This window comes from Hydrogenophaga bisanensis (genome assembly GCF_042665135.1).
Taxonomy (GTDB): Bacteria; Pseudomonadota; Gammaproteobacteria; order Burkholderiales; family Burkholderiaceae_C; genus Hydrogenophaga; species Hydrogenophaga bisanensis.
This window is the reverse complement of sequence record NZ_JBHTBX010000008.1, coordinates 190,497-198,218: the sequence shown is the minus strand read 5'-3', so window position 1 is coordinate 198,218 and position 7,722 is coordinate 190,497. Positions and strand designations below refer to the sequence as shown.

At 68.1% G+C, this 7,722-nt stretch carries 8 protein-coding genes; 6 read left to right on the top strand and 2 right to left on the bottom strand.

The window, feature by feature from the left end; genetic code table 11:
• Positions 1-181: 181 nt before the first annotated feature.
• From ACFQNJ_RS13565 to ACFQNJ_RS13540, 6 genes are all read left to right on the top strand, one after another.
• A complete protein-coding gene (locus ACFQNJ_RS13565; RefSeq protein ID WP_382258374.1) occupies positions 182-373 on the top strand; it encodes a DUF2783 domain-containing protein in 192 nt (63 codons plus the stop codon).
• Positions 374-519: 146 nt separating this feature from the next.
• Complete coding sequence (locus tag ACFQNJ_RS13560) at positions 520-1,188, top strand: glutathione S-transferase family protein (protein WP_382258371.1); 669 nt, start codon at positions 520-522, stop codon at positions 1,186-1,188.
• Between the two features lie 320 nt (positions 1,189-1,508).
• Entirely contained in the window at positions 1,509-2,669 is a 1,161-nt protein-coding gene (locus ACFQNJ_RS13555) for an efflux RND transporter periplasmic adaptor subunit (protein ID WP_382258368.1), read from the top strand.
• Between the two features lie 8 nt (positions 2,670-2,677).
• A complete protein-coding gene (locus ACFQNJ_RS13550; RefSeq protein WP_382258365.1) occupies positions 2,678-3,901 on the top strand; it encodes an ABC transporter permease in 1,224 nt (407 codons plus the stop codon).
• Positions 3,898-4,653 (top strand): ABC transporter ATP-binding protein, encoded by a 756-nt coding sequence (locus tag ACFQNJ_RS13545; RefSeq protein ID WP_382258362.1) that lies wholly within the window; start codon positions 3,898-3,900, stop codon positions 4,651-4,653. Before ACFQNJ_RS13550 ends, ACFQNJ_RS13545 begins: the two co-directional genes overlap by 4 nt.
• 465 nt (positions 4,654-5,118) lie before the next feature.
• On the top strand, positions 5,119-6,156 hold the full coding sequence (locus tag ACFQNJ_RS13540) for a 3'-5' exonuclease (protein ID WP_382258359.1): 1,038 nt from the start codon (positions 5,119-5,121) through the stop codon (positions 6,154-6,156).
• Here ACFQNJ_RS13540 and ACFQNJ_RS13535 read toward each other — a convergent pair.
• Together ACFQNJ_RS13535 and ACFQNJ_RS13530 are read right to left on the bottom strand one after the other, a co-directional pair.
• Positions 6,150-6,818 carry an NAD-dependent epimerase/dehydratase family protein gene (locus tag ACFQNJ_RS13535; protein WP_382258356.1) on the bottom strand — a complete coding sequence of 223 codons (669 nt, stop codon included), beginning with the start codon at positions 6,816-6,818 and terminating at the stop codon, positions 6,150-6,152. The genes ACFQNJ_RS13540 and ACFQNJ_RS13535 overlap by 7 nt on opposite strands.
• The gene (locus ACFQNJ_RS13530) at positions 6,815-7,660 is read right to left on the bottom strand and encodes a DUF6671 family protein (protein WP_382258353.1); all 846 of its coding nucleotides are present in this window, start codon (positions 7,658-7,660) and stop codon (positions 6,815-6,817) included. Before ACFQNJ_RS13530 ends, ACFQNJ_RS13535 begins: the two co-directional genes overlap by 4 nt.
• Between the last annotated feature and the right edge of the window lie 62 nt (positions 7,661-7,722).

Here is a 7,722-nt window from a genome sequence, read left to right as displayed (position 1 = left end):
TTGCCGATGCCGACGGGCACTTCCGGGCCCGCTACGGGGTGCGCGCCAGCGGCGCGGCCTACCTGCTGCGTCCGGACCAGCACGTGTGCGCGCGCTGGCTCACGCTCGATGCCCACCGCCTGCAGGCTGCCCTGTCCGCCGCGCTGCCCCAGTGAACCACCCGCCGACCAGGATGACCACCATGAACACACCCGCGACGCTGCCGATCGAAGGGCTGGAGACCGTCTACGACGCGCTGGCCCAGGCCATCGACCAGGCCGGTCCCGACAAGACCGAGCTCTTCCTCGTCAAGCTCGCCCTGCTCAATGCCCAGGCACTGGCGGACGCCGGGCTTTTCCAGCAACATCTGCGGGCCGCACTGCAAGACCTCTGAGCGGGCGGGGGCTGGTCCGGTTGGGCGTTTGGGGTCAGGCCATCAGCGCGGCTCTGGCCACAGAGATGGAACAGAGATGGCGATGCCACTGGTATGGCATGCTTGGGTCACGGCCATGAGGCTCGCCATTGATGACCCATCCTTCCATGATCGTTCTGTCCCACTGCGTCAGCGCCCGGTCCTTGCGTCCCCTGTGGATGCTGGAGGAACTCGGGCTGCCCTACGAGCTGCGCATGCTCCCGTTCCCGCCCCGCATGCACGCCCGGTCCTACCTGGATCTGAACCCGCTGGGAACGGTGCCCCTGCTGGAAGACGGCGCCACGCGAATGACCGAATCGGCGGCGATGTGTCATTACCTGGCCGCGCGCCACAGCCCGGGCGTGCTGGACGTGCCCGTTCACGAGTCGACCTATGGCGCCTACCTGAACTGGCTGCACATGAGCGACGCCACGCTGACCTTTCCGCAGACGCTGGTGCTGCGGTACACCCATTTCGAACCACCCGAGCGACAACAACCCCAGGTGGCTTCCGACTATGCGCGGTGGTTTCTGGCCCGGTTGCGCGCCGTGGACGCCGCTGTACAGCACAACGACTACCTGTGTGCGGGCCGTTTCACCGCCGCTGATGTGGCTGTGGGGTACGCATTGCTGCTGGCGCGCCACCTGGGGCTGGATGCCCAGTTCACACCGGCGGTTGCCGCGTATTGGCAACGGTTGCAGGATCGTCCGGCCTTCCTGCGTGCGCTTCGCGTGGAGCAAGAGGCGGCTCAAGCGCAGGGCGTGGATCCCACGCCTTCGCCTGACCTGCGGTTCTGAGCGACCGCATCGTCAACCGAGGGCCACCCGGACACGCAGGTGAAAGTGCCTGGCGGCTCCGGGCTGGCAGAGCACCTTCCCGATCCGGACGCGGCGCATCCAGGCCAGGACCCGCAAATTCGGCCAAGGCGCTGCGAAACCCTTGTGCTTCTTGCGGCCAGTCCTGAGGGTCGGTGTGCCGCCGTCTGTCTGAGCCAGAATAGGGCATGTCGCGGCGATCTCTCTTCTTGTCCCTGGGCGCAGTGCTCGTTGCGCTGTCACTGGTTCTGTTGGCTTGGTGGGGCTGGCGTGCGCCACAGGCACCGTCCATCCAAGTCAGTATGAAGCCGCTGGTGCGGACCCTGCAGTTCGCCGCGCGCGTGACCACCCTCTCACGCGTCGAGGTCGGCAGCACCTTGACGGGCCGGGTCAGTGAGGTGGTGGTGAACGAGGGCGCCCAGGTGGCTGCCGCAGACGTGCTGATCCGTCTGGACGGGCGGGAACTGCAGGCCGCCCTGGCACAGGCCGAGGCCAATGAACGGCAGGCCCAGGCGCGGCTGGACGGTCTGCGCAGCACCGGCCGGCTGGCCGCACAGGCGAACGTGACGCAGGCGGAATCCGTGCTGGTGGCGGCCCGGGCCGATCTGAACCGCACACAGGGGCTGGTGGGGCAGGGTTTCCTCAGTCAGTCCCGCCTGGATGAGGCCCGCCGTGCCGTGGCCGTGGCGCAGGCCCAGCTGGATGCTGCGCGTGCGCAACGCGATGCGAATGCGGAGACCGGAACCGATGTGGCGCAGGCACAGGCCCAGCTGGCGTTGGCCACGGCCGCCCGCCGTTCCGCGCAGGTGCGCCTGAAGGAGACGGAGATTGCAGCCCCAGCCCAGGCACGCGTGCTTTCGCGCGCGGTGGAGCCCGGGCAGATCGTTCAACCGGGCCGCGCCCTGTTGACCCTGGCGCTGTCCGGCCCGCTGCAGCTGGTGGCGCAAGTGGATGAGCGGTATCTTGAGCAGCTGGCGCCCGGGCAACCGGCGAATGTGCTGGCCGACGCATACCCGACGCAAGTGTTCAAGGCGCAGGTGCTGTCGATTGCCCCGCTGGTGGACGCCCAGCGCGGCGCGGTCGAGGTCAAGTTCTCCTTGCCGGACCCCGTGCCCGACTTCCTGCGCGAGGACATGACCGTGTCCGTCGAGGTCGAGACCGCGCGGCGCGAGCAGGCGCTGGTGTTGCCCCTGAATGCGCTGCGGGGCGAGGGCGACGCCGCGCCGACGGTGTGGGTGGCGCGCGATGGCCGCGTCGAGGCTCGGGTGGTGCGTCTGGGCTTGCGGACCCTGGCATCGGTCGAGGTGACCGAGGGCCTGGAGGCGGGTGAGACCGTGCTGGTCGGACCGGCACCTGGTCCGGGAGCCCGCGTGCGTGCCGTGACCAGCGCACGCGCACCTTCGGCGCAAGGGTCCAGCAGCGACAATGCCGGTCCCGCCATGACCAACGCCATGGGACGCTGAGGTCATTCATGTTGCTTGGATTTGAAAGCCTGGTGGCGGTCCGCTTCCTGCGTGAAGGAAGAATGCAGACCCTGCTCATCATCGTGGGGGTGGCGGCGGGCGTGGCGGTGGTCGCGTACATCTCGGCCCTGATCTCGGGTCTGCAGCGCAACACGATCGAGAAGACCCTGGGCTCCCAGGCCCATGTCACCTTGAGTCCGCCGGAAGAGCGGGTGCTGGTGTCGCCCACGCCGCCCGGGACCGACGTGATCCAGCTGGATCAGACGCAGGCGCGGGCGCAGCGCCCGCGGTCCATCGACAACTGGCAGCGCCTCCTGCCCGAACTCGAAGCCTTGCCGCAGGTCGCTGCGGTCTCACCCATGGTGTCGGCGGCCGGTCTGGCGGTGCGTGGCGAAGCCTCCAAGGCGATTGCCCTGATGGGTGTCGAACTGGAGCGATACGACCGCATCGTGAAGCTGCGCTCGAAGATCGTGGCAGGCACCGCGCGGCTGGGACCCGGCGAAGGCATCATTGGCCGCGAACTGGCGCAGGACCTGGGGGTGCAGGTCGGGGATCGGATCGGCATCGTGACGGACGGTGTCGAAGACTCCCTGCGGATCACGGCCCTGGTGGATCTGGGGGTGAGGGACCTCAACCGGCGAACGGTCATCGTGCCCCTGCGCACCGCCCAGAGCCTGGTGGGCCTGCCCGGCAGCGCCACGGGTCTGGATCTCACCCTGGTGGACATCTGGGCCGCGCAGGCGCTGGCGGACGAGCTGGCTGCCCGGTGGCCCTACAAGGCCGAGAGCTGGCAGCAGGCGAATGCCCAGCTGGTGTCGGCACTGAACGCGCAATCGGTGAGCACATCCGTCATCCGCGGGGTGGTGATGGTCGTGGTGGTGCTGGGCATTGCCAGCGTGCTGGTGGTGTCGGTGGTGCAGAAGCAGCGGGAGATCGGCATCCTGCGGGCCATGGGCGCGACCCGGAACCAGGTGCTGCGTGTCTTCCTGCTGCAGGGCGTCATCGTGGGGGCGCTGGGCTCGGCGCTGGGGGTGTTGCTGGCCGTCGTGCTGATCTGGCTGTTCACCCACTTCGTCAGGGGCTCGGACGGCCTGCCCCTGTTCAACATTGCGTTGGAAGCGGGGCTGGCCTTGCGCATTGCCGGCCTGGCCACCGTCTGTGGCTTGCTGGCCGCCGTGGCGCCGGCGCGCCGCGCGGCCCGCCTGGACCCGGCGCAGGCGATACGGCTATGACTTCTTCGTCTGTCGCCAACCGCACGCCGGCGCTGCTGGAGCTTGCCGATGTCTGCAAGCGCTACAACGTGGGGCAGCCCAACGAGACCGAGGTGTTGCATGGGGTGTCGTTCAGCATTGCCCGGGGCGAGATGGTGGCCCTCATCGGTCCCTCCGGCTCGGGCAAAAGCACCTTGCTGAACATCCTGGGCCTGCTCGAGCGCATGACCTCGGGCAGTTACCGGATCGACGGCGAAGAAATGGTGGGCATCGACGACGAGGCGCTCACGCTGCAACGCCGGATCAAGCTGGGCTTCGTGTTCCAGTTCCACCACCTGCTGCCGGCGTTCACCGCGCTGGAGAACGTGACCTTGCCCGCCCTGATGCGGGAGGGGCGAGTGACGCCCCGACAGCTGGAGCGCGCCCGGGCCATTCTGGACGCTGTCGGCCTGGCGCACGCCATGGGCAAGCGTCCGGGCGAGTTGTCCGGCGGCATGCAGCAACGCGTGGCCATTGCCAGGGCCATGGTGCTGGAGCCACCGATGGTGCTGGCCGACGAACCCACGGGCAACCTGGATACCGCTTCGTCGGACGAGGTGTTCGCACTCATGCGCCGCATGCACGCGGAACTGAACACCTCGTTCCTGGTGGTGACGCACGACCCACGCCTGGCCGCGCGCTGCGACAGGGTGCTTGAGCTCGTGGATGGCCGGCTGGTGCGCGATCAGGTTCTTGGTGTGACCCATACACAAGACCATGCGGTCCGGCAATGAGTGTGGTGTCGGTCATGGGTTTCACTTCAACGGCTGTGGTTGCCGCTGAAGGACCCTCGGCGACTCTGGGATTGGTTGCTGCCACCCACATGGGACTCACGGTCGCTTCGACTCTCGGGTGTTCGGTGCCCCTGGTTCAGTTGGGTTGCGTTCCTCTCCCCTGTCTTGTTGGTGTCGTTGGCTACCTTGCCCTCATGGGATTTGTCCTTGTCGGTGCTGTCCTGGTGCCTGGTCATCATGTGCTCCTTGGATGAACGGGCAGACATGAGGTGCCCGTGCATGGCACCGTACATCCGCCGTCATGATGAGGCAATTCCGCTCGTCAGGATGGGCTGGATGCCCTTCGATGCCCTGGTCTGACATCGCCAACCGGGTGGTGCCTCCCAGTTGTTTTCATGCCCCGTGAGTCTGCTGAACAGGATCCTCATACAGTAGAGGTTTTACGCCGCCTGACTGGCCTGCTGCATGAGCCAACTGAGTTTTGCATTCGAGACCCCCGACGAGAAGCCCGCCCTGGTGGCTGGGCAGGAGCCAGCAACCGCGCTGAGCCTGGAAGACTTGGCGCAGCGCCTGGAGGCGCACCCCGACTACCGGGTCCTCAGGCGTCTGCTGCCGATCATGGACTTCGGGCCATTGCCGGCGAGCCCGTCGGCTGTTGGGCAGCCGTCACCGGCCCTGCGGATCCTGATTCTGGACACGGAAACCACGGGTCTGTCGCAGACCACGGACCGGATCATCGAGCTGGCCATGTTGCTGGTGTCGGTGGACACCGGGTCCGGGCAACCCTTTGGCGTGCTGGATACCTTTGAAGGCTTCGAGGATCCTGGCATGCCCATTCCGGAGGTGGCCCGGCAGGTCACGGGCATCACCGATGAGATGGTGCGTGGCCAGCGCCTGGATGACGAACAGGTCCAGGCCATGGTGGCGCGGGCCGACCTGATCGTGGCCCACAACGCCGGCTTTGACCGGCCCTTTGTCGAGGCGCGCTTTGCGGCGTTTGTGGCCAAACCGTGGGCCTGCTCTTTCATGGACATCGACTGGAAGGCCAGGGGTGCCGAGTCGGCCAAACTCAGTGCCCTGGCCCAGGACCGAGGCTGGTTCTACGACGCCCACCGCGCCCTGGTCGACTGCCATGCGCTGCTGCAGGTGCTGGCCAGTCCGGACGCCCAGGGGTCGGGCACCGGTCTGAGCCGCCTGATCGAGGCGATGGGCCGTCCGAGCTACCGGCTCAGGGCCACCGGCGCACCGTTTGAGGGCAAGGATCGGCTCAAGGCACGGGGCTATCGCTGGGATGCCGAGGCGCGGGTCTGGTTCACCCACCTGGACAGCGCCGAGGCGCTGGAGGAAGAACTGGCCTGGCTCGGGGCCAACGTCTATGGTGGTCGGCGTGCGCAGGTCGAGGTGGAGACGCTCGATGCCCTGACCCGCTTTTCGGCCAGGGCGGGGCGGATCGAACACCACCCCTTGCCGTCGGTGAGTGCGGCAGACGGCCGGGATCAGTGACCGGCCGCGGCGCGGATCAGCTCGCCTGACGACAGCAGGGCGGTGCCACGCGCCCGGGGCGTGGTGACGGCCAGTGCCCGGGCCACGTCGCGGGCCTGCACCGGCCGCCAGGCGCCGGGCAGCACGGGCGCCAGCAGGCGGGCCAGCGGCATGGCCAGGCGTTCGCCCAGACGGGGTGGCTGTCCCAGGCCATCGCGATCCCCCAGCAACAAGGAGGGACGGGCGATCACCAGGGTGTCGAGATTCAGCTCAGCCAGCGCCTGTTCCAGTTCGCCCTTGACGCGGCTGTAGAAAACCGTCGAGCGGGCATTGGCCCCCGCCGCGCTGACCAGACCCACCCGTCGCGCGCCGGCCGCGGCCGCGGCACGTGCGACCGCCAGGTTGGCCTCCAGATCGATGGCCCGGAACGCCGCCTGGCTGCCCGCCTGGCGAATCGTGGTGCCCAGCGCCAGGTAGACCTCGTCCACCGCCGGCAGCGCGGGCAGCCGCCGGAAGTCCACCACATGAACCTTCAGCATCGGGTGCCGGATGGCAGGTGCGCGCCGTCCCACGACATGCACTTCGCTCACCCCCGGGTCCGCCAGCAGTTGCTGCAGCAGATGGCCGCCGACCAGGCCGGTGGCGCCGGCCAGCAGCACGCGTCTTGTGGGGGTGGCGTTCATGGGTTGCATCGGGGGCAGTGTTGGGGATCGGCATGGATCAGGTCGGTGCGTGGCACGACCTGGGCATGGGTACAGCGCACGCATTGCCATCGCTCGGCCCGGTGAGCCGAGGTGGGCGTGGCGCAGGCCGCGCAGGGCAGACCGGGTTCGCGGGCCACCACCGCGTAGCCCGGGGCATCGCAGGCTGGGCAGGGGAACGCCAGGCGCCGCAGCAGGTCACTGGCCGCTTCCCCGATGCGCTGCATGCGACTCGGGTTGGCGAACGCGCGCAGGTCCAGTTCGGTGAAGACCTGACCATTGGCCGACAGCGCCAGACACTCATCGAAGCGGGATCTCAGGCTCTGCCAGTCGCTGATGCCTTTGAACACGCGGGGATCGTCCTCATGAGCGGGCCTCAGCACCAGCTGGTGCGCCGGGAACCCCTCGCGCATGGCGAACGCTTCCAGGGCAGACCAGTCCCCGGTCAGCAGGTGGGCGGACTTGCCGGGGCCCTGTGCCATGCCGGTGATCTCGATGCCGAGCCGGCGGTCGATCAGCACCAGCAGTTCGATGTTCCAGGAAAACATGCCGGTGAACGGGTCCGGACCGAAGCTGCCTTCGCTGGCCAGGCCCACCGGGCAGCCCGACAGTTCCATCCCCACCTGTGCCTTGCGCCGGGCGGCGTCCAGCTGGCTGCCGACGCGGGCCATATCGCGGGTGAAGGTCCCCAGGCTGTCGGTGTCGAAACCCTCGACACGAACCACCTGGCAGCCCAGGGCGGGCTCCAGAACCGGTGCGATGACCTTCTCCTTGCCGTGCTGGGTCAGCAGGGCGATCATCTGGCCTTGGTAGCGGGGTGTCATCTGTGATGTCTGGCGAACAGCCGCCATGATTCCACAGGCGTGAAACAGGGACCGGGCTGCGG

Excerpts from the sequence above, each read along its gene's own strand:
- ACFQNJ_RS13530 (WP_382258353.1), bottom strand. The coding sequence starts at position 7,660 with ATGACACCCCGCTACCAAGGCCAGATGATCGCCCTGCTGACCCAGCAC.
- ACFQNJ_RS13555 (WP_382258368.1), top strand. The coding sequence starts at position 1,509 with ATGAAGCCGCTGGTGCGGACCCTGCAGTTCGCCGCGCGCGTGACCACC.
- ACFQNJ_RS13565 (WP_382258374.1), top strand. The coding sequence starts at position 182 with ATGAACACACCCGCGACGCTGCCGATCGAAGGGCTGGAGACCGTCTAC.
- ACFQNJ_RS13545 (WP_382258362.1), top strand. The coding sequence starts at position 3,898 with ATGACTTCTTCGTCTGTCGCCAACCGCACGCCGGCGCTGCTGGAGCTT.
- ACFQNJ_RS13550 (WP_382258365.1), top strand. The coding sequence starts at position 2,678 with ATGTTGCTTGGATTTGAAAGCCTGGTGGCGGTCCGCTTCCTGCGTGAA.
- ACFQNJ_RS13535 (WP_382258356.1), bottom strand. The coding sequence starts at position 6,818 with ATGAACGCCACCCCCACAAGACGCGTGCTGCTGGCCGGCGCCACCGGC.
- ACFQNJ_RS13560 (WP_382258371.1), top strand. The coding sequence starts at position 520 with ATGATCGTTCTGTCCCACTGCGTCAGCGCCCGGTCCTTGCGTCCCCTG.
- ACFQNJ_RS13540 (WP_382258359.1), top strand. The coding sequence starts at position 5,119 with ATGAGCCAACTGAGTTTTGCATTCGAGACCCCCGACGAGAAGCCCGCC.